Source organism: Agarivorans sp. 1_MG-2023 (assembly GCF_030548385.1).
In the GTDB taxonomy this organism is placed as follows: domain Bacteria; phylum Pseudomonadota; class Gammaproteobacteria; order Enterobacterales; family Celerinatantimonadaceae; genus Agarivorans.
In genome coordinates, this window is sequence record NZ_JAUOSJ010000001.1 from 383,316 (window position 1) to 403,161 (window position 19,846).

Consider the following 19,846-nt stretch of genomic DNA (forward strand, 5'->3'; position numbering starts at 1 on the left):
TCACTAGTAGTTTAAAAATGAATGATGCATACTATCCTGTATATAAAAACAGTAAATGGAGGCAGCGGTGGCTGTAATTATTAAATATGTCGTCGAACGGAACGGTGTAGAGAAAATGACTTTTAGCTCAAAGAAAGAAGCCGATAACTACGACAAAATGTTAGATGTTGCCGATCAACTTACATTGTTGATTAAGCACGCAGAGCCAAAACTTAACGAGCAACAAGCAGAAAACTTAGGTTTTTACCTTTCATCGCAGCGCAACGCTTTACAACAGGTGCTAAAGGGCCAAGAGTTTGAGCCATCAATGATAGAAGAAGAGGCTTAAAGCTTGGAACAGGTATCAACACGTTATATCACGCTTGGCAAACAGTTAGACGCTATTTTAGACAAAGACCTACCTTACATATCAAACTTAGCAAATTTTTCTGCTTTATTGTGGCTAGAGCTAAGCGATATAAATTGGGTTGGTTGTTATTTAACAAACCAAAACAAAGACACATTATTTTTGGGCCCGTTCCAGGGTAAACCTGCTTGTACCTCTATTACTGTAGGTAAAGGTGTGTGTGGCGAGGCCTTTGCTCAGCAAGAAACTCTAAGAGTGGCTGATGTGCATAGTTTTCCTGGCCACATTGCTTGTGATAGCGCGAGTGAGTCTGAAATTGTGGTGCCATTCCGTTTAAATGGGCAACTCTTTGGGGTAATCGATATTGATAGTCCTAAGCTTTCCCGTTTTGGTGCCGATGACCAAATTGGTATCGAGCATTTAGTTAACGTGCTGGAAAATAACTTGGCGGATGTGCATTTTTAATGGCTTTTCAATATACGCTCACTATAATAGCCGAAATCAGCCCTGTCGCTGTACCAGAAGAGATGTTTAAGAAAGGTCATCATGGAACAAACTAATAAACTGAAAAATAGTAAAGAAGTCATTCAATATTTGGCAATGCAATTTCCTAACTGTTTCTCTACAGAAGGTGAAGCTAAGCCACTTAAAATTGGTATTTTTCAGGATTTAGCTGAACGTCTAAAAGAAGACGAGAAAGTTAGTAATACTGTACTTCGCTCGGCACTGCGCCAATACACTTCAAGCTGGCGCTACCTACATGGCGTTAAAGTGGGTTCTAAGCGAGTTGACTTAGACGGTGTTGAAGGTGCTGAAATTGAGCAAGAGCATGTAGAACACGCGCAAAAAACCTTGAAAGAAAGCAAAGATAAAGCTTTTGCTAACAAGAAAGCGCAGGCCGAAAAAGCCGACAAAAATAAATCTGGCGAACGTAAGGCTAAAGCTGAATTTAAACGTACTAGTAAACCGAAACAAAGTACTAATAAACCAGCGGTAGAGAAAAAGCCGATTGAAAAAATCGACAGTAAAGATTTAGTTGCTGGGAAGCAAGTGCGTGTATTGGTTGGAAAAACACCAATGCCGGGCCAGATCTCAGAAGTAACAAAAGATGGCATTGCTGTTACACTTAAAAGCGGTATGTTAGTTAAAGTTAAAGCAGAACATATCGTCGCATAATCGTTTTTAGTAGTGAGAATAGGTGCCTATGAAATATTTGAGCCGTCTGTGGCTATTTTTTTTAACGCTTAGTTACTCAACTCTGTTGTTGGCTCAAACGCCTACATTAGGACAAGACGCGCTACCCACATTAAGCCAGCAAAGCCAACATGCAACCGCGGCTAAAAGGATCAGCGCTTTATACTCTCGTTCACACTACCGCAGTGTTCCGTTCGATGATGAACTTTCCAGCGAAATGTTTGATAAGTTCGTACAACAGCTCGATTACAATCGCAGCTTGTTTCTTGAGGAAGACTTTCTTCGCTTCGAACGCTACCGATTTAGTTTAGATCAAGACATTCCAGCTGGGCGTTTAGAACCGCTTTACTCAATGTTTGATTTGTCCCTTAAACGTCGTTACCAGCAATTAGTCTATTCATTACAGGTTCTCGATGAGCCGATGGATTTCACTAAAGACGAAGATTTCCAATTTGACCGCAGTGAAGCAGACTGGCCTAAAACCCAAGCAGAGATAAAAGAGCTGTGGCGTTTAAAGGTTAAGTACGATGCGCTTAACTTAAAGCTTGCGGGTCGAGATCACGACAAAATTGTAGAGGTGTTAGCTAAACGCTATAACAGTGCGATTAAACGTTTGGTGCAAACTAGCAGTGAAGATGTTTTCCAAACGGCTATGAATGCATATTCTCGTAGCATTGAACCGCATACCAGCTATTTGTCTCCTCGCACTGCAGAGCGCTTCAAAATGGAGATGAATTTATCTCTTGAAGGCATTGGAGCGGTGTTGCAAGGTCAAGATGAATATACGGTTATTCGTAGTTTGGTACCCGGCGGCCCTGCTGCAATGAGTAACCAACTAGGTCCAGAAGACAAGATTGTGGGTGTTGCCCAAGGCGAAGATGAGATTGTGGATATTATCGGCTGGCGTTTAGATGACGTTGTCGATCTTATCAAAGGCCCTAAGGGAACCACTGTTCGTTTAGAAATCTTGGCATCGGGTGGCAAAGTCGATGGTAAAACTAAAGTTGTTGATATTATTCGCGACAAGGTTCGTCTGGAAGACCGCGCAGCCAAAAGCGAAGTTATTGAGCTACATGGTAAGAAAGTAGGGGTACTTAACGTACCGAGCTTTTACGTAAACTTAAGCGAAGATGCTAGCAAAGAGCTCAATAAACTTGACGAAGAAAACATCAGCTCACTGATCGTCGACTTACGTGGAAATGGCGGTGGTGCGTTAACCGAGGCAACAGCGTTAACCGGGTTGTTTATTCCGCAAGGGCCTGTAGTTCAAGTACGTGATCAGCTGGGCCGCATTACCGTTAACAATGATACGAGTAATTCGGTAACTTACAGCGGCCCAATGGTGGTGTTAATTGACCGTTATAGTGCTTCAGCATCAGAGATTTTTGCTGCTGCGTTACAAGATTACGGGCGCGCTCTGGTTATAGGCGAACAAAGTTACGGTAAAGGTACTGTTCAGCAGCATCGCGGTTTAGGTCGAATTTACGATTTGTACGAAAATGAATTAGGTCATGTTCAATACACAATTGCTAAGTTTTATCGTATCGATGGCGGTAGTACTCAGCACCGTGGTGTAGTACCTGATATCTCTTATCCTTCAGCTTTGTTGCCAGAAGAAACTGGTGAAAGTGTAGAAGATAACGCACTACCTTGGGACAAGATAAAGCCCGCTCAGTACAAGCTATTGGGTGACGTTAGTCCTTATATTGAAGCCTTAGATAAAAAGCATTCAGCACGAATTGCCAATGATACAGAGTTTCAATATATCGTTAGTGACATAGCTGACTACCGTAAAGATAAAGATATGGTGTCGGTTAGCTTAAGTGAAAAATCGCGTATCGCGCAGCGGGATGAAAAAGAGCAGAAACAATTAGCTCGATTAAATGAGCGCTTAGTTCGCTTAGGTAAAGAACCCGTTAAAGATTTAGAAGATGCGCCGAAAGATTTAGAACTAGATGATGCATTTTTAACTGAAGCTGCTGAAATTGCTCTAGATTACTTAGAGCTACGTAACCCAAGTTAATGTTTGTCATAATTAGAAAAGCCAGCTTATAGCTGGCTTTTTTAGTTTTAGATATTGCTTGGATTAAACCGGGCTAGCTACTATTGATTGCTGTAGCTTTTTCACTTCAGTGATTTTTACTTCAATGATATCACCAAGACTAAACTGCTTATCTTTGGTAGTGATAGTGCCTAACTCGCTTTCAATGCTTAAGTCTTCAGTTTTGTCTGCAAGCTTTGTTTTAGGAACAAATGCCGACGCGCCGCTGGCTAACAATCGAATGTTTAAACCACCGCGATTAATATTGGTCACTTCCGCCTCTAAGCCAATGTTTGGATCTTGTTCAGCAAAATACTCACAGTATAAATAAGTGGCCATTTCACGTTCGGCAAAACGTTGGCGCTTTCTGCAGTCGCTTAAATGTTCAGCTAATGATTCAGACAACGGTGAGTTTGGCGTTTCTCCGTTAAGTACCGACTTAATTAAGCGATGATTAAGTAGATCGCTGTATTTGCGGATTGGAGAGGTCCAAGTGGCGTACTTTGCTTCACCTAAACCAAAGTGAGGCAAGCAAGTTTCACTGTAAATACTAAAATTGAAATGTCGTTTAACTAATTGGTCTAAGGTTTTGTTGCCGCTAGCAATAATGTTACGACGCAACTGACAGAAGTACTCTAGATCATTGAGCTTATCTCGCTCTACCGATATTTCAAATTTGCCAAGTAGTTCAACTAAGCTGTCTAGTTTTTCTTCTTTAAAGCCTGAATGGCTAGCAAATACACCGCGACCTAAATTTTCATCCAAGAAACGCCCACCGCATATGTTCGCAGCAACCATTGATTCTTCAATCATGCGATTGGCGCTACGACGATTCTGGCGCAAAATGTCCATCACTTGGCCTTTGTTATCCAAAACAAACTCGTAATCTGCTTGGTCTCCAAAAACCGAAGTATTCTGTTCACGCCATTGGTAACGTTGCTGGCTCATTAAATCCAGTTGCTGAAGAGCGGTAGCGAGTTCTTTATACTGGGCAAGCTCTAGATTCGTCTGCTCTATAAAATCTGAAACCTGATTGTAGTTAAGTCTGTGCTTAGACTGTACATTAGCTAAATAGAAGTTGGCATTGTTAAGTAGCTCGCCATTAAAACCAATCTTCATTTCGCAAACTAATGCCGGCCGCTGCTGTTCAGCAAGTAATGAGCAGCGCTCATTGGCCAGTTTACTTGGCATCATCGGCACAGTGCGGGCTGGGAGATAGAGAGTAAAAGCACGTTTTACAGCGGCTTTTTCAATCTCACCTTGCTCTTCTAAATATGCGCTAGGGTCGGCGATAGCTACTTTTAGCGTCCAATGGTCTGCATCGCGTTTGATTGATACAGCGTCATCCATGTCTAGAGTGCTTTCACCATCAATAGTAAAAAACAATTCATTAAGTAAATCTTTACGCTCAATGTTTGGATCAATGATGTTTAAGTCACCAGCAAATTCTGGCTGATCCCATGCGAGCTGGTGTTTAAGCGTGGTCGCTTTCCAGCGGGCAAAATTATCGTCACTTTCTGCAATAAACTCTACGATTTCAGCTTGGAAATAGTCGTCTTTAAGTGCATGTTTCAGCAGCTTAGCCATCACCCAATCGCCTTGTTTGATTGAGAAACCACTGTCTTTTTTAACTTTGGCATTCAAGGCTTGGTTTATTAGAGGGTGATCTACCTGTAGTTTGGTTCGCTTGTCTACAAAAGTTACGCGCGCTACAAAGGTATCAAGCGCTGCGTCGACTAGCTCTTCTGGTTCAGCTGATTCTTTACCACTGTTTTCACGAATGACCGCGCTAATACGGTCGCCATGAATTAGCCTCTTCATCATAGGGGGAGAGATGAAGTAGCTTTTTTTATTATCTGTTTGAAGGAATCCAAAGTTTTTTTCGGTGGCTTTAACCACACCTTCAACAGTTGGAATCGTCTCTCTAATTTGCTGCTTCAATTGGGCTAATAGAGGGTTATCTTTAAACATAAAGGCTTCCATCATTTATCGTGAAAGCACTATACCCAAAGGTTTATAGCTATTCTAGAGAAACAGTACTGGTTTATTGGCTTTAGCTCAGGCTACACTTGCCAACAAATGGGTAATAAGTGAAGAGCAGGGATGAGTAAAGATCAAGAGAAACACCAGCAACGCCAGGAAAAGCTAAAAGCTAGCGTCGATGCAAAGGTAGAGGATGCGCAAATCGAAAAAGGCTTGCTGCTAGTCATAACCGGAAACGGTAAAGGTAAATCAACCGCTGGCTTCGGCAACGTTGCGCGTGCAACTGGCCATGGTTATAAGGCTGTTGCCGCGCAGTTTATTAAAGGCGGCTGGGAGTGTGGTGAGCGAAACTTGCTAGAAAAGAATGGTGTTGAATTCGCTGTTATGGCTACAGGTTTTACTTGGGAAACTCAAAATCGAGAATTGGATACTCAAGCTGCGCAAGAAGTGTGGCAACGTTGTAAGCAGTGGTTAGCCGATCCGTCTATTTATTTGGTGTTATTAGACGAGATAACATACATGTTGAGTTACGATTATTTAGACGTAGATGAAGTGGTTGCAGCCATTGAGCAACGCCCTAAAGAACAGTCTGTAGTGGTTACTGGACGCGCTTGCCATCGTAAAGTGATAGAACTGGCGGATACTGTGTCGGAAGTTAAAAACGTTAAACATGCTTTTGAGTCTGGTATTAAAGCTAGAAAAGGCGTGGATTGGTAGTTATTGGTCTTCCTCCTCAAGCCCTTTTCCTGGGGCTTGATTTCTTATTTCAAAGTAAAGTTAGAAATATATCGCCAGTTTTAGATTATTTTTGAAAAACAATTCCTTTATTTGCCTAGTCATAGCCAAAAACGCCAACATTTTCTAAGCCACTAAAAATATCATATAAGTATCTTAAATCACCGAGAATTCATGATGGTAAATCAGTGGCAACAGTATATAGACCTAGTACAAAAGGAAGTGGTACCGGCATTAGGTTGCACCGAGCCCGTTACTGTTGCTTTAGCGAGCGCTAAGGCGAGCGAATTACTGGGTGGGGTTCCCGATCATCTCACCATTAAGGTTACTCCCAACTTATATAAAAATGGCATGGGGGTATTTGTACCTGGTACTGGTAAAGCCGGTTTGCCTATTGCCGCAGCAGTTGGTGCTACTGCAGGCGATGCAGATAAAGGTTTAGAGGTTCTTGCAACTATCAGTGACCAAGGCTTGATTAGGGCAAATCAGCTTTTAGACGAAAAGCGTGTGTCGGTGACGATGGTTAGCAATGACGATGTACTTTACACCGTGGTAGACGCGAGTTTGGCTGATAAGCATGTAGAAGTGTGCATTGCTAAAGCGCATACCCGTTTCGAATATATGGTAGTGAATGGTGACCTTGTTTACCAAGCAGAGAATGTACAATGCACGAGCTCAACTAGCGAGCAGAGCTTAAGCTTAACGATTGCCGATATTTTGGCATTTATAACCTCGGTTCCCTTAGCTGACATAAGCTTCATTAAACGCGCGGCAGAGTTAAATAAAGCCCTCGCCGATACGGGTTTAAGCGGCAACTTTGGCCTAGGGCTAGGTGCTAGTTTACAAAGCCAAATGGATCTGGGCCTACTAAGCGATGACTTACTCGGACGAGCAATGCGTTTGGGCGCCGCGGCGTCAGATGCGCGCATGGGCGGCGCTCATCAAGCTGCGATGAGCAATTCTGGAAGTGGGAATCAGGGTATATCTGCAACTATGCCAATTGTTGCCTTTGCTGAGTTACGCGATCTAAACGATGATCAATACGTACGCGCGCTAATGCTTAGCCATTTAGTCGCCATTTATGTTAAGTCTAAGCAAAATAAACTATCTGCACTATGTGCTGCTACCACGGCCGCAATGGGTTCTACCGCAGCACTTACTTGGTTACTAAAAGGTGACTTAGCGGCTATCCATCGGGCTATCAATTCTATGATTGGTGATGTGTCAGGTGTGTTTTGTGATGGAGCAAAAGCAGGTTGTGCCATGAAGGTATCAACCGGTGCAAGTAGCGCAGTTAAATCGGCGATACTCGCTGTTGCGGGCCGCTGTGTGTCTTCTCAGCAAGGCATTGTTTTTGAGTCGGCTGACGACAGTATTACTCAGCTGGGCCTTATGTCTAAAACTGCTATGTTGTCTACCGATGAAGCTATTATTGCTACCATGCAGCACAAGCAAGTTGGTTAACAAAGAGTTTAATGCTTACTCTGCTGATGGTTAAACACTAGAGAAAGCTCAGACATAGCCAATTGCACCTTTTCTTTATCGTTAGGGTTAACCTTGTGTACCAAGCTCAACTCAAAGGGGTAGCAATACTCCGTGGCATTAATCAATCTAATGTCTTGATTGTCTAGGTAGGGTTTAACTTCACTTTTAGGTAAATACCCGATATAAGCACCAGATAATATTAAGGCCAAGCGGCTATCAAATTGGTAGCCTTTGGCGCCAAAGTTTAACTGTTGCAGTTGCTTGCGGCCTTTAGGGTTTAACTCAATGCCAGGGTGAATGGCGGAGTATTGACTCAATATGCTCGGGTCAATGTCGGTATCACTCAGGTGATATAAAGGAGAGTGCTGGCTGGCACATAAATAGATAGTTTCACTAAATACCACTTCACTTTGTAGGCCATCAATACTTCGGTAGGCTGGGTAAAAACCAATATGGGCTGTATTGTTGATTAACGCTGATTCGATATTAGCGACGGTATCCATGTTTAGCGAAACACACAACCGTGGCGCCTTTAGTTTGATAGCCGCAATAGCTTTTCCAAGGTTAATAATGCTGCTTCTATCTAACAAATCTGAATACAAGATAATCAGTTCACCGCTTAAGGTTTTGCCTAAGTTGTCAACTAACGAGCCAAACTCTTGTATCGATGCAAATAGTTTTAAACACGCCTGGTAGACCACTTGGCCGCGCTCAGTTAACGCAAACCCACTGCGCCCACGTACACATAGCTTTAAGTTCATCCTACTTTCTAAACTCGACATATGTACGCTGATTGTTGAGCGTGTAATGCCTAAAAACCCTTCGGCGGCTGCAAAACCACCATGTTCGACAACTGCTTTAAACACTCTTAATAAACGTAGGTCGTATTCACTTAATTGCTTACCGTTGATTGGGTCTAACATAGTTTTACCTAGTTCAAACTAAAGTTTTATTGTTTGATATTTAACATTGTTTTTAATTGGTATTCAATAAGTGTTAACGGTCTGAGTCGCTATAGAGAATCACGCAATGGAAGCTATCAAACATCGTGCTTTGTTAAAAATGCAGTCTTACATCAATGGACAGTGGCACGCTTCTACCAAGCAGTTTGCTGTGCATAACCCCGCTAACCAACAGACTATTGCTTTGGTTGATGATGCCGGTATAGATGGAACTGTACTCGCTATTGAAGCGGCTAAGTCGGCCTTTAAGGCTTGGAGCAGCAAATCTGCTAACGAGCGAGGCACATTGCTTAGGCGTTGGTACCAGTTAATGTTAGAGCACCAAGATGATCTAGCGCTAATTTTGACACAAGAGCAAGGTAAGCCTTTAGCCGAAGCAAAAGGAGAGATAGCTTACGGCGCGGCATTCCTTGATTGGTTTGCCGAAGAAGGAAAACGCTGTTATGGCGATATAATTCCAGGCCCCGCGTCAGATAAACGTATCTTAGTGATTAAGCAAGCGGTAGGGGTTGTGGCTGCGGTAACTCCTTGGAACTTTCCTAACGCAATGATCGCGCGTAAAGCCGCGGCTGCATTAGCTGCAGGATGTACTTTTGTGGTTAGGCCTGCGCAACTAACGCCTTTGTCTGCCTTAGCGATGGCTGAATTAGCCCACCAAGCCGGTATTCCGGCTGGTGTGTTTAATGTTGTAGTGGGTGAAGACGCTCGAGGTATGGGAAAAATACTGACCGAAAGCACCGACGTGGCAAAATTTACCTTTACGGGCTCTACTGCTGTTGGCAAACAGCTTATTGCTCAGTGCGCTGGTAGTGTTAAAAAAGTATCTATGGAACTCGGTGGTAACGCCCCGTTCATAGTGTTTGATGATGCAGACATAGACGCTGCTGTACAGGGGGCTTTGGCATCGAAATATCGAAACGCCGGGCAAACCTGTGTTTGCGCAAATCGATTCTTTGTACAAAGAGGTGTTTATAAAGTATTTGCCGAAAAACTGGCTGCTGCATTAGCCCAATTACCCGTAGGTAATGGCTTAGCTAATGATGTAGTGATTGGCCCAATGATTAGTGAGCAAGCCAAAAATAATGTTCATGAATTGGTGACTGATTCGGTGTCTGCTGGTGCCAAAATCCTTAGTGGTGGTGAAGCTCATCATGCTGGTAGCCATTTTTATCAACCAACTATCATGACTGATGTGACTAACGATATGCCTATCGCCAGAAATGAAATATTTGGCCCGGTAGCGCCGCTGATAGTGTTTGACGATGAAGCTGAGGTTATCCAGTTAGCTAACGATACTGAGTATGGCTTAGCGGCCTATTTCTATACCAGAGATATCGGGCGGGTGTGGCGAGTAGGCGAGGCCCTCGAGTTTGGCATGGTAGGCGTGAATGAAGGGATTATTTCCAACGCAGCAGCACCCTTTGGCGGGGTAAAGCAATCGGGAAGTGGTCGTGAAGGCTCGCAATACGGTTTAGATGATTACACCGAAATTAAGTATTTGTGTATGGGCGGCTTAAACGCTTAGAAAATAGGGATATTGCTAATGAACAATCAACAACTACAACAAAGAAAACAAAAAGTATTCGCGAGAGGGCAAGGCAATATTTACCCTGTTTATGTTGAACGTGCCTTAAACGCTGAAGTATGGGATGTGGAAGGTCGCCGTTATATAGATTTTGGTACCGGGATTGCAGTTTGTAATACTGGCCATAGTCACCCTAAAGTGGTTGAAGCAGTAAAGGATCAGCTCGATAAGTTCAGCCATACCTGTGTGATGGTGAACCCATACGAAAGTGCCGTGGCATTAGCTGAAAAGTTGGTGGAACTTGCGCCTGGCTCAAGTGACAAAAAGGCTATGTTTGTGACCACTGGCGCAGAGGCTGTAGAGAATGCGGTAAAAATTGCCCGTGCAGCCACTGGGCGCAGAGGTGTAGTGGCCTTTAATGGTGGCTTTCATGGTCGTACTAATCTCACCATGGCATTAACCGGTAAAATTACGCCCTACAAACACCTATTTGGCCCCTTTACAGGAGATATTTACCATGTGCCTTTTCCCACAAAGCTACATGGTCAAAGCACTGAACAAAGCTTAGTCGCCTTGAATAGCTTGTTTAAAGTAGATATCGCGGTACAAGATGTGGCCGCCATTATCATCGAGCCGATTCAAGGAGAGGGCGGTTTTTACCCTGCGCCTAAGTCTTTGTTGCAAGCGCTACGTAAATTATGCGATGAGCAAGGGATTGTACTGATAGTTGATGAGATTCAAACGGGGTTTGGCCGTACCGGTAAAATGTTTGCCTGTGAAGAGGCTGGGATCGAGCCTGATTTAATCACGATGGCTAAAGGTATTGCTGGAGGGTTCCCCTTATCGGCAGTGGTAGGTAAAAGTGCATTAATGGATGCACCGTTACCCGGTGGGCTAGGCGGAACCTATGGTGGGTCGCCTGTCGCGTGTGCAGCGGCCTTAGCTGTGCTTGATTTAATTGAAAAAGACAAACTAGTGGAGAGGGCACAGCAAATAGGAGTGCAGTTTGGCGAGTACTTGAATCAGTTACAAAAGCAGTTTCCTGATTTGATCGCTGAAGTGAGAATTTCGGGTGCGATGATCGCCATTGAATTAGTGACAGAAGGGAATGCGAATCTGCCAAATACTGCGCTTACTCAGCAACTCATTGCCAAAGCCCCTGAGTATGGACTGATTTTGTTGGCCTGTGGTTTTTACGGCAATGTGATTAGGTTTTTGCCAGCATTAACGATTGAAGATGACATTATTGCTGAGGGTATGCAGCAATTTAAACAGGTATTTACTGACTTAGCTGATTAAGTCAAAGTTATTAAACAAGTACTTAGCGAACCTTTTCGGTTCGCTTTTTTGTTTCCGCAAAACTATACAACTTAGCTTAGCTTCGCTATGTTGTTACTTTAAGTAATAATAAAACAAGCAGCGTTACGGTAGTTTCTTGTTTTGACGAAAAGCCGCACGGCCATATGCTGCAAAGGAATTCTAATGCCAAGCCCGTTACCCAATAGCCCTAGCTCCTTGTTTGTACTATTACGTTGGCTACTATTGCTAATACCACTGGCTTTGGTGGTTGGTTCACTAAACGCGCTGTTTTTATGGTTGTTAGATTACGCCAGCCATACTCGCGCAGACAATCCTTACTTGTTGTACTTTTTGCCTATTGCTGGTGTGGTGGTGGTGTTTATCTATCGCCGTTTTGGCAAAAACTCCGAATCTGGTAATAACTTAATCATTGATGAAATCCATCAGCCTGGAGCGGGTATCCCCGCCCGTATGGCCCCGTTGGTGCTTATATCTACGGTAGTCACCCACTTATTTGGTGGCTCAGCTGGGCGTGAAGGCACCGCGGTTCAAATTGGCGGTGCTTGTAGTGCTGCCTACGGAAAGATGTTTAAGCTAACCGGTCGCGACTACCAAATTTTGTTAAGTGCCGGGGTGGCCGCTGGTTTTTCTGCGTTGTTTAGCACTCCCTTGGCAGCCACTATTTTTGCGTTAGAGGTTCTGGCTGTAGGAAGAATAAGATTTGATTCCGTCATACCCGCCTTATTTGCGGCTATTTTAGCCGATGTAGTGTGTACTGCCTGGGGCACGCCGCATACTCAATACAAAATAGATTTCCTAGAGCATGTAATGCTGTTTGAACATGTGGTTCATGTTGATTTACTTATGTTAGGTAAAGTACTCGTTGCCTCCATCGCTTTTGGTATTGTTGGATACCTATTTGGCGAGTCGGTGTTTATGTTTAAAGACATCTTCAAACACACCATCAAAAACCCTTACTTGATCGCAATCGTTGGTGGAGTAATTGTAGTCTGTATTGTTAAGCTAATTGGTAACCAGGACTATATAGGTTTGGGGGTTAATAGTTATCGTGAGGGCGGCGTAAGTATTATTAGCGCCTTTAATGAGGGCGGTGCAGAGTGGTATAGCTGGATGCTCAAATTATTACTCACTGCTATTACGTTAGCCGCAGGTTTTAAAGGGGGAGAAGTAACACCGTTGTTCTTTATCGGTGCCACTCTGGGTAATACTTTGGCCTGGATAATGGGCGCTCCTGTTGATTTATTTGCGGCAATTGGCTTCATCGCAGTATTTGCGGCGGCTACCAACACACCTTTGGCTTGTACCATTATGGGGGTTGAACTTTTCGGCTCAGACCACTTGTTGTATTTTGCTGTGGCTTGTTTTGTTGCTTACTATTTTAGTGGACACACCGGAATATACTCATCACAACGTGTGGCGGTACCTAAATCGACTAATTTTGCCGCTCATGAAAAAACCTTAGGTGAAATTAGAATGGCTAATAATAAGCTAGTGCAGTGGCTAAAAAAGCGGAAAAAGTAGATGGGCTTTTCAGTCAGTAAGAAAACCATAATAATTTCTGCGGCTCTTTGTTTGAGCCCGACTATTGTGTTTGCTTACCCTGGAAACCTGACTACCAACTTAGAAGGGAACGAGTTAAAAGCCACGGTAACCTCCAATTCTGATCAACCTATACGCTGTCAACTTTCTGCAGGTCCAGATATTGTGTGGATGGAGATTGAAGATAAACAAGAAAACTTCAAGCTGGCAGAGGGTTATAGAACCCATGATTTAAGTTTATATTGCAAAGTTATTAAGCAAAAAACTAAGCCAAGACCGTGGAGAATTAACCCTTACAACACGCCAATTCCTGAGTGGAACAAAGTTATCTACCCTGATTAGTGACTTTATCAACGACCATTTGGTCTCCTTAAACCAACATCCAAGATATGAATAGGATTCTAATAGTAAAGGCGGCAATGCCGCCTTTACTATTGGCTATTTATAGCCTCCAGCTATTTCTGGACTGGTTTGCTGTAATGTCACCAGATTTCGGTGTAAAGCCTCTTCTGGTAACGGGATAAAGCCGTACTTAAGCATTCGCTGTTGGGCATCATCTGTTTGTACGTACTGAACAAACTGTCTATATGACGAATGAGAGTAGTTGCCGTTGGGCGCTACGTTAAGATACATATAGTAAACATTGGCCAAAGGGTAGCGACCCGACAATATGGTCTCGTGATTTAAATCGAAATAGTCGCCTTGCTTATCGATTAACTGTAGTGCTTTTGCTTGGTCAAAATTATTTTGGTAAAGCGTGTAAGCAATCGCATCGATTTGTTTATCCAGTGTGCTCAGGAGTTGCGATGTGCTGACTTGAATTGCGGCATTTTGTTTGCCATCGCTACAGGCTACTAATTCGTTAAACTTTCGATGTTGATCTAGCTCTTCACTAACCGCATAGCGTTGAATAGGGCTATTAGCATAACTGGTATTTATAGTGTTCCAATTTAGCGTGGTAGCCTCTGTTTGGCAGGCAAATATTTGCTCTAAAGAAGCCATATCGATAGCGTTTATTGGATTGTCTCGATGCACCAGTATGGCAGCAGCGTCGGAGCTAAAAAACAACTCAACTGGTTGATAACCATAACGTTTAACAAACTCCGCCATGTCACTGTCTAACCATCGCTGAGAACTAATACCTACGCGACCTTTTCCGTCAATAAAGCTTTGGCTTACGGTGGTGGTTTTTATAATGCCTAATTGCTCAGCGAGTTCAGCGCTTTTTATCAACTCGATCACGGGTTCTACAAGTTCGTGTTCAACTAAAATACGCTGCTGGGTATCTGCTTGCGCTAAGTAAGTAAACAGCATGGTGAACCAAAGAAAACTGTGGATTAGCTTCATTGTTCAACTCCTCGCAATGTTGCCTCTTCAGAACTATAAATAGTCCACTGCGTTTGAGCCTGTAACTGCTGTTCTTTAAGAACTGCAATGACTCGTCGTTTCCGCTGTTTCAGCTGATGAGTGTAATCAGTATCTTGGTAATACTCTTGTATTAGTATTCGCTGCTTATCAACGCCTTGTTTTGTTAAGGCTAGGGTAATTGCATCGGTGCGTTGTTTAGCAAGCTGATGATTGTAGGTTTCGTTGCCTTCACTACTTGTATCACCTATCAGTGTCACTTGTAGTTGCGGGTTTTGCTGTAAAGTTAGCGTTAAGTGCTTTATCTGCTCTTGTTGATCATTTCTAATCTCGGACTTATCTAAGTCAAATAACACGCTATGAATGGCAAAGGATTGTTCACTTAGCCAAATAGCGCAGCCATTGTTATCTATCAATGTACCGGAAGGGGTTTCCCTGCATTTGTCGCGTTGATTGATAACCCCATCATTGTCATGATCTCTAAGATCGTCGATTTGATGGCGAGTGACTTGAGTATCTGGTTGCTTGGCGCAGGCTATAACCAGCAAACAAACCGTCATGAGAATGGTATTTTTAATGCTCATTGTTTAGCCTCCGTTTGCCATTGCTCAGGGTATTCAACTCTCAATGCGTAGGTTAAGCGACCCATCGCATTTAATATTCGATAGGCTGCAAGGGTGTGTTCGTAGTCCGTTTCAATATAGTTTTTGCGGGCTAAGAATACTTCCACCTTGGCATCAAGCACATCAAGCAAACTTCGCCTCCCCACATTAAATTGTTCTACGTAACCCAGCTCAGCGGCTTTGGCTGCATCTACATTTACTTGAAGTAATTGCTTTTGTTGGGCGAGTAATTCATACGCATGCCAAGCCAATGTTGTGCCTTCAACTACTTCGCGTTGGGCACGTATTCGAGTGGTTCTTGCTTGCTCACTGCGCCAAGCCGCGGCTTCCGTATTCGCGGTGGTACGCCCACCACTAAAAATGTCGTAGCTCATTGTTAGCATTATTCGCGCGTCGCGGTCGGGTCCACGAATACCACCAACGTTGTCATTTCTGTTGGCTACAGCTTCAAGGTTAAACTCTGGGTAATAGTTGCCACGTTCACGGCGAGTTTCTTGATGAGCGGCTTCAATATCTGCCATCGCAGATTGAATCTCTGGATGGGTATCAATTCCTTGCTGTATGGCTAGTTCTTTATTGTTAGGTATTAATTGATAGTCAAATTGTGGCTTTACTAAGTCTTCGGGAAGTCGACCCACCAACCGCGAATACTGAGCTTGTAGATCGTAAAGATTATTAGTGGCGGCTATCGTAGAGCTTTTAGATGTGGCCACTCGCGCTGATATTTGGGCTAAATCGGAATTACTGCTTAAACCATTTTGGGTACGTTCTAGAATATCGTTATAAATCTCTTGGTGCTCTAGCACGTTTCGTTGGCTAAGCTCTAATACCGTTTGTGCTTTAAGGGTGTTCAAATACACTCTAATCACATCTAAGGCGACGTTTTCAGCGTCAGACAAAAGCAGCAAGCGTTCTGACTCAGCTTCGTAACTTAAACGCGAGATATTGGCGTTGGTTTTTAAACCGTCGAAGATTAACTGAGAGGCTTTTATACCAACTTCAGTTCGATTTAAATTGCGCTCGTCACTAGGGACTTGTACACCACTGTTATAGTAGGTGTCTTCGTAACCCGCTGAAGCATATACATTCAGTTGCGGAAGGTAGTCTGCTTGAGCGCCATCTACATCTCGTAATACTGATTGAAAGCGGGCATATTGGCCGGCCACATCAGGGCTGTAGTCAATGGCATAAGCGACTGATTCTTCGATGGATAATGCAGTTGCATTTACACTTAGTAGCCAAGTAGCGGCAATTATTACAGATGAACGCATTCCTTCTCCTCATCCGTTAAGGTTCACGAAGAGCACTAGCTTTAGCCCTGAGTAAGGGTTTAAGCCAATAGCTCAATACTGATTTTTCCCCGGTTAATATGTCTACCATGGCTTGCATGCCTGGGATTACCTGCAAGTTAGGATTAGCTGTTTGATTGAGTAGAATGTGCGCCCTGTAATAGGTACTACCATCTTTATCTTGTAAGGCGTCGGGGCTTACGTAGCTAACGGTGCCTTTTTGTCCGCCATACACCACAAAGTCAAACGCAGTAAACTTCACCATCGCCGGCAAGCCTTCGTGGATAAATCCGATATCTTTAGGTGCAATTTTGGTTTCTATAATGAGCCGGCTATCTTGCGGGACAATTTCCATAATCGCTTCGCCGGGGCGAATCACGCCGCCAATCGACCGCACTAGTATGTCTTTTACTGTGCCCTCAATAGGCGAGGTGAGTTTGGTTCGATTAAGTTGGTCGGCTACTGCTCGTTGGCTTTCATCTAACTGCGCTAACTTGGCCGATACCTCATTTAGCTGAGCCTGTGCTTTAGTTCTAAACTCAACGGCAATGTTTCTTCGCTCTAAAATGGCTTCATTAATGGCCGCTCGAAGTTTGCTTGCCATTAGTTGAGCGCTAGTAATATCCCCATTAAGCTGAATTTTGTCGCGCTGTAGCTTAAGCAATTCAACTTTTGCTACGGCGCCGCTGGCGACAACATCTTCCAACATCGATATTTCTTGCTCTACCACCACTAGGCTATGTTGCAGGGTTTGTTGATTACCTATGGCATCGTTTAGCGCTTGTTGATGCTGCTCGACACTTAAAGTTGCTTCTTCGAGTTGCGCATTTAGCTGGCGGATCCGTTGTGCAAAGTTCGCGCTCGAATTGGTTTGTGCACGATGATTTTGGTTTATAAACTCAAGTGGTTTAGGACTCACTGTTACTTGCTGTGTCCAATCATTCGGGCTGGTATTTATGCTTACGCTAGCAAGTTCTGCAATAAGTCTGGTTTCTTGAGCGAGCAGGGTACTTCGCTGTTGTTCACTTTCCAAAAATGCTGCTCTAAATCGAGTATCTTCCAGGGATAGTAGAGTCTGACCTTGACTCACCTGATCACCCACTTCTACATATAGCTGTTTAACAATTCCACCCTCTAAACTTTGAATTTTACTGATGGCGGAAGAGGGAACGACTTTGCCATCGCCTACGACTACTTCATCTAAGGTGGCTAAAGTTGCCCATACAATTAGGCTAATTATCAGTCCAACGCAGAGCCATACAATGAGGCGAGATTGTTGGGCTAAGCGTTGCTGTTGCCAGGCTAGTTGACTAGTCATGTTTCGCCTCTCTCACCACACTCACGGAATGACGTTTCTTGGATTGAAGTCCCAATATTACCGAAGCCTTGTCATTAGCGACCAAATGTCCTCTTTCTAGTACAATGATTCGGTCGCAAATACTCAATAAGCTTTGTTGGTGGGAACTTATTACCATTGTCATATCACGCGGTAGCTTGCTTAAGCTTTGCTTTATCAAACTTTGATTATTGTTATCCAAGGAGCTTACCGGCTCGTCTAACAGCAGCAGTTTGGGGTGTCTATATAAAGCTCGGGCTAGTGCTACCGCTTGGCGCTGTCCGCCCGATAACAACATTCCGCGTTCACCTACTTGGCTCTCGAGACCATTACTTAAACGTTCAAGGTGGGTTTGAAGACCAGATTGGCTAATGGCTGATGCGAGTTTTTGTTCATCTAATTCAGATTCCCCTAACAGTATGTTTTGTATAACACTACCGAATACCAAATGAGCATCTTGTCCTAACCAGCCTATTTGTTGGCGTAGTACGATTGGAGGCCACATCGACGAATCAATATCTTGATAAAGTATTTGCCCACTAGTGGGAGAATATTGGCCAGCAATTAAAGAAATCAGGCTTGATTTCCCCGATCCAGCACTACCTATTATGCCCAGTCGCTCGCCCGGCATCACTTGTAGTTCAATATTGCTTAGCGCATTGAAGTTTTGCTCTGGGTAACAAAAGCTGACTTTATCAAACACCAATTTTCCTTTGAAACTGCCGGGCTGAATAATTTGCTCAGGCTTGTGTTCTTGAGGTAATTCCATGACTTGCTCTAAGCCTTGAATAGCAGAGCGGCATTGTTGGTAGCGTAAAATGAGCATGGAGAGCTGGTTAATGGCACCAGCTGCGCGACCACTCAACATTACAATGGCAATTAAACCACCCATGCTTAAAAGCCCTTCAGAAATGCGGTATACACCGATGACTACCAAGCCAATAGTGACGACTTGTTGGCTGGTAACGATTGAATGGCTCACTAAGTTACTTAGGTGCCTAGAGCGTATTTGCCAGTCACTCATTTGGCTGGTGGTTTGCTCCCAAGTTCGTTGGCTAGCACCTTCGGCGTTGAATTGTTTTACTTCAGTTAAACTAGATAGGGTTTCAAATAACTCAGCTTGCCGTTGAGTTGACAACTTAGCGCTTTGCTCCATGCTGGCCGCGATCTTTGCTTTCATCAGTAAACTAAAACTGAGCAATCCAATTAATACGCCTAACGGGACAAACACCATTGGCCCACCTAGCCAGGCAATTAGCACTAAGAAAAACAAGGTAAAGGGGAGGTCGACTAAGGTGACAAGGGTTATTGAAGTAAAGAACTCGCGCACACTGTCAAAGTCTTGTATTTGTCGAGAAAACGCCCCTACTGATTGAGGTTTATTCTCTAAGCTCATGCCTAGCACTTTTTGCATAATGCTTGCGGAAAGCTTGTTATCTATTTGCTTGCCGGCCATGTCGGTAATATTGCTGCGCGCTTTACGCAACAACCAATCAAAAAGCAGCGCTACGCTTACCCCTATTGCTAATGTCCACAAAGTGTTGAACGCCTGATTAGGCACCACTCGATCATAAACATTCATAGTGAAAAGCGGCACAACCATCGCCAGTAAATTGATAAATACTGACGCTAAGAGTAAGTCTCTAAACCAAGGTTTTACCTCATTGAGTGCTTGTGTTACCCAGTGTTGCTGTTTGGTATCGTGTAACTGTTCCACCCTTGTGTCTTTGGCGATTGTAGGGCTGATGAGCCAAAGCTGTTGTGAGACTTCTGCTTTAAAGTTCTTTAAGCTTTGTTGGCAAGCTGCATTTTTGTTGGAAAACTGATAATTAACCATATGTTGGTCGATTTCGGTCACCATCCGTAACTGTTGTTGTTTATCTAGGGCTACCAATACGCCACTAAATTGTTGGGTTTGTTCTAGTTTTACTGGAACCGCTTTTAGGCCTGTTTGTTGACACGCACGAGCGAAAAGATCAGCATTTAGCTGTCCATTTTCCAAAGGAAGACCACGTAATAGGGTTAAGCGATTAAAGCTTTGACCGAAATGGCGACACATCCATTCAATGCTGTCTAACCAGGCGTCCTGCTGTTCCATATTTT

At 43.6% G+C, this 19,846-nt stretch carries 17 protein-coding genes; 10 read left to right on the top strand and 7 right to left on the bottom strand.

Features of this window, described 5'->3' with window-relative positions:
* Positions 1–67: 67 nt before the first annotated feature.
* The 4 genes from Q4592_RS01470 to prc all read left to right on the top strand — a co-directional run bounded on the left by Q4592_RS01470 (position 68) and on the right by prc (position 3,563).
* The gene (locus Q4592_RS01470) at positions 68–328 is read left to right on the top strand and encodes a YebG family protein (RefSeq protein WP_137673284.1); all 261 of its coding nucleotides are present in this window, start codon (positions 68–70) and stop codon (positions 326–328) included.
* A gap of 3 nt (positions 329–331) precedes the next feature.
* Positions 332–811: a GAF domain-containing protein gene (locus tag Q4592_RS01475; RefSeq protein WP_303508854.1), complete on the top strand. Its 480-nt coding sequence runs from the start codon at positions 332–334 to the stop codon at positions 809–811.
* An 81-nt stretch (positions 812–892) separates the two neighbouring features.
* Positions 893–1,522 (top strand): RNA chaperone ProQ, encoded by a 630-nt coding sequence (gene proQ, locus Q4592_RS01480; RefSeq protein WP_303508856.1) that lies wholly within the window; start codon positions 893–895, stop codon positions 1,520–1,522.
* A gap of 28 nt (positions 1,523–1,550) precedes the next feature.
* A complete protein-coding gene (gene prc, locus Q4592_RS01485) occupies positions 1,551–3,563 on the top strand; it encodes a carboxy terminal-processing peptidase (RefSeq protein WP_137673281.1) in 2,013 nt (670 codons plus the stop codon).
* Positions 3,564–3,626: 63 nt separating this feature from the next.
* On the opposite strand, the gene Q4592_RS01490 is transcribed toward prc, so the two are convergent.
* On the bottom strand, positions 3,627–5,552 hold the full coding sequence (locus Q4592_RS01490; RefSeq protein ID WP_303508860.1) for an exoribonuclease II: 1,926 nt from the start codon (positions 5,550–5,552) through the stop codon (positions 3,627–3,629).
* A gap of 132 nt (positions 5,553–5,684) precedes the next feature.
* Here Q4592_RS01490 and cobO point away from each other — a divergent pair, with 132 nt between their 5' ends.
* Complete coding sequence (cobO, locus tag Q4592_RS01495) at positions 5,685–6,281, top strand: cob(I)yrinic acid a,c-diamide adenosyltransferase (protein ID WP_303508862.1); 597 nt, start codon at positions 5,685–5,687, stop codon at positions 6,279–6,281.
* A gap of 192 nt (positions 6,282–6,473) precedes the next feature.
* Positions 6,474–7,763 (top strand): serine dehydratase subunit alpha family protein, encoded by a 1,290-nt coding sequence (locus Q4592_RS01500; RefSeq protein WP_303508864.1) that lies wholly within the window; start codon positions 6,474–6,476, stop codon positions 7,761–7,763.
* Positions 7,764–7,771: 8 nt separating this feature from the next.
* Here Q4592_RS01500 and Q4592_RS01505 read toward each other — a convergent pair whose 3' ends face one another.
* Positions 7,772–8,707: a LysR family transcriptional regulator gene (locus Q4592_RS01505; RefSeq protein ID WP_303508867.1), complete on the bottom strand. Its 936-nt coding sequence runs from the start codon at positions 8,705–8,707 to the stop codon at positions 7,772–7,774.
* Between the two features lie 106 nt (positions 8,708–8,813).
* Here Q4592_RS01505 and Q4592_RS01510 point away from each other — a divergent pair, with 106 nt between their 5' ends.
* The 4 genes from Q4592_RS01510 (at position 8,814) to Q4592_RS01525 (ending at position 13,472) form a co-directional block, all read left to right on the top strand.
* The gene (locus Q4592_RS01510) at positions 8,814–10,271 is read left to right on the top strand and encodes an NAD-dependent succinate-semialdehyde dehydrogenase (protein WP_303508869.1); all 1,458 of its coding nucleotides are present in this window, start codon (positions 8,814–8,816) and stop codon (positions 10,269–10,271) included.
* Between the two features lie 18 nt (positions 10,272–10,289).
* A complete protein-coding gene (gabT, locus tag Q4592_RS01515; protein ID WP_303508872.1) occupies positions 10,290–11,570 on the top strand; it encodes a 4-aminobutyrate--2-oxoglutarate transaminase in 1,281 nt (426 codons plus the stop codon).
* A 183-nt stretch (positions 11,571–11,753) separates the two neighbouring features.
* On the top strand, positions 11,754–13,112 hold the full coding sequence (locus Q4592_RS01520) for a voltage-gated chloride channel family protein (RefSeq protein WP_137673275.1): 1,359 nt from the start codon (positions 11,754–11,756) through the stop codon (positions 13,110–13,112).
* Between the two features lie 51 nt (positions 13,113–13,163).
* Positions 13,164–13,472 (top strand): hypothetical protein, encoded by a 309-nt coding sequence (locus Q4592_RS01525; RefSeq protein ID WP_303508876.1) that lies wholly within the window; start codon positions 13,164–13,166, stop codon positions 13,470–13,472.
* Between the two features lie 96 nt (positions 13,473–13,568).
* Here Q4592_RS01525 and Q4592_RS01530 read toward each other — a convergent pair whose 3' ends face one another.
* From Q4592_RS01530 to Q4592_RS01550, 5 genes are read right to left on the bottom strand one after another with little or no spacing between them, the layout of a single operon-like run.
* Positions 13,569–14,477, bottom strand: coding sequence for a PstS family phosphate ABC transporter substrate-binding protein (locus tag Q4592_RS01530; protein ID WP_303508878.1), 909 nt, complete (start codon positions 14,475–14,477; stop codon positions 13,569–13,571).
* A complete protein-coding gene (locus Q4592_RS01535; protein WP_303508881.1) occupies positions 14,474–15,079 on the bottom strand; it encodes an OmpA family protein in 606 nt (201 codons plus the stop codon). Before Q4592_RS01535 ends, Q4592_RS01530 begins: the two co-directional genes overlap by 4 nt.
* Positions 15,076–16,389 carry a TolC family outer membrane protein gene (locus Q4592_RS01540; protein ID WP_303508884.1) on the bottom strand — a complete coding sequence of 438 codons (1,314 nt, stop codon included), beginning with the start codon at positions 16,387–16,389 and terminating at the stop codon, positions 15,076–15,078. The genes Q4592_RS01535 and Q4592_RS01540 overlap by 4 nt, the downstream gene beginning before the upstream one ends.
* 16 nt (positions 16,390–16,405) lie before the next feature.
* Complete coding sequence (locus Q4592_RS01545; RefSeq protein ID WP_303508886.1) at positions 16,406–17,725, bottom strand: HlyD family type I secretion periplasmic adaptor subunit; 1,320 nt, start codon at positions 17,723–17,725, stop codon at positions 16,406–16,408.
* Positions 17,718–19,841 carry a type I secretion system permease/ATPase gene (locus Q4592_RS01550; protein WP_303508889.1) on the bottom strand — a complete coding sequence of 708 codons (2,124 nt, stop codon included), beginning with the start codon at positions 19,839–19,841 and terminating at the stop codon, positions 17,718–17,720. The genes Q4592_RS01545 and Q4592_RS01550 overlap by 8 nt, the downstream gene beginning before the upstream one ends.
* Positions 19,842–19,846 lie beyond the last annotated feature (5 nt).